This is a genomic window from Rothia sp. HMSC067H10, assembly GCF_001810635.1.
GTDB lineage: Bacteria > Actinomycetota > Actinomycetes > Actinomycetales > Micrococcaceae > Rothia > Rothia dentocariosa.
On the sequence record NZ_KV802311.1, the window covers coordinates 1 to 625 of the forward strand.

The 625-nt window shown below is 43.5% G+C and carries 1 pseudogene; it reads right to left on the bottom strand.

The features are described 5' to 3' along the window. Positions 1-281 precede the first annotated feature (281 nt). Positions 282-625 (bottom strand): annotated as a pseudogene (locus HMPREF2756_RS04615) (hypothetical protein); the annotation flags it as partial.

The window sequence follows — 625 nt, forward strand, 5'->3', positions numbered from 1 at the left end:
TTTAAAATACAAAAACACTGGCCCCTGCAACAAATCAAAGCCGCAGAAACCAGTCGAGATTATCTCCACTAATTTACCTGAAGAGATCTCCACGTGAATAAATATTGTAAAATCCGGTTAAAGAGCCAAAAATGAGAACCCCTGGTATTACTTACTCTCATATTTCCAGCTCTCCAAAACCTCATCCTTATTCTTCACATACACAACTGGGAAGAAGCTATTGCCGTACCCATCGTCGTAATAACCCATAAATTGGTTACTCCTTGGCTATCAGTGCGTTGTTAGCTGTTCCCGCCGGTATAGGAAGTGCTCTCAGGGTACTCATCAGGATCATTAATCCAATCCGTACCATCCTCATACAACGGGTCAGGAAAACCATCTGGGAAAAACAGTTTCTTAAACCTCTCCACGCGTGACCAAGGATACTTGGCCCCGTCCATGGCGAACACAACCTTGCCTTCGAAAAACTCTTTCACCCGCGGCAAGCTTTCTTGTGAAATGTCAAAACCGTACCCAACTAGAACTTCGTACAGACCACTGCCATGTAGTGGACGACCAGCATAATTTACTTCCATGATCTCAAGGATATTTACACATGCGCTTATATCATCATCAGCCATAGTAA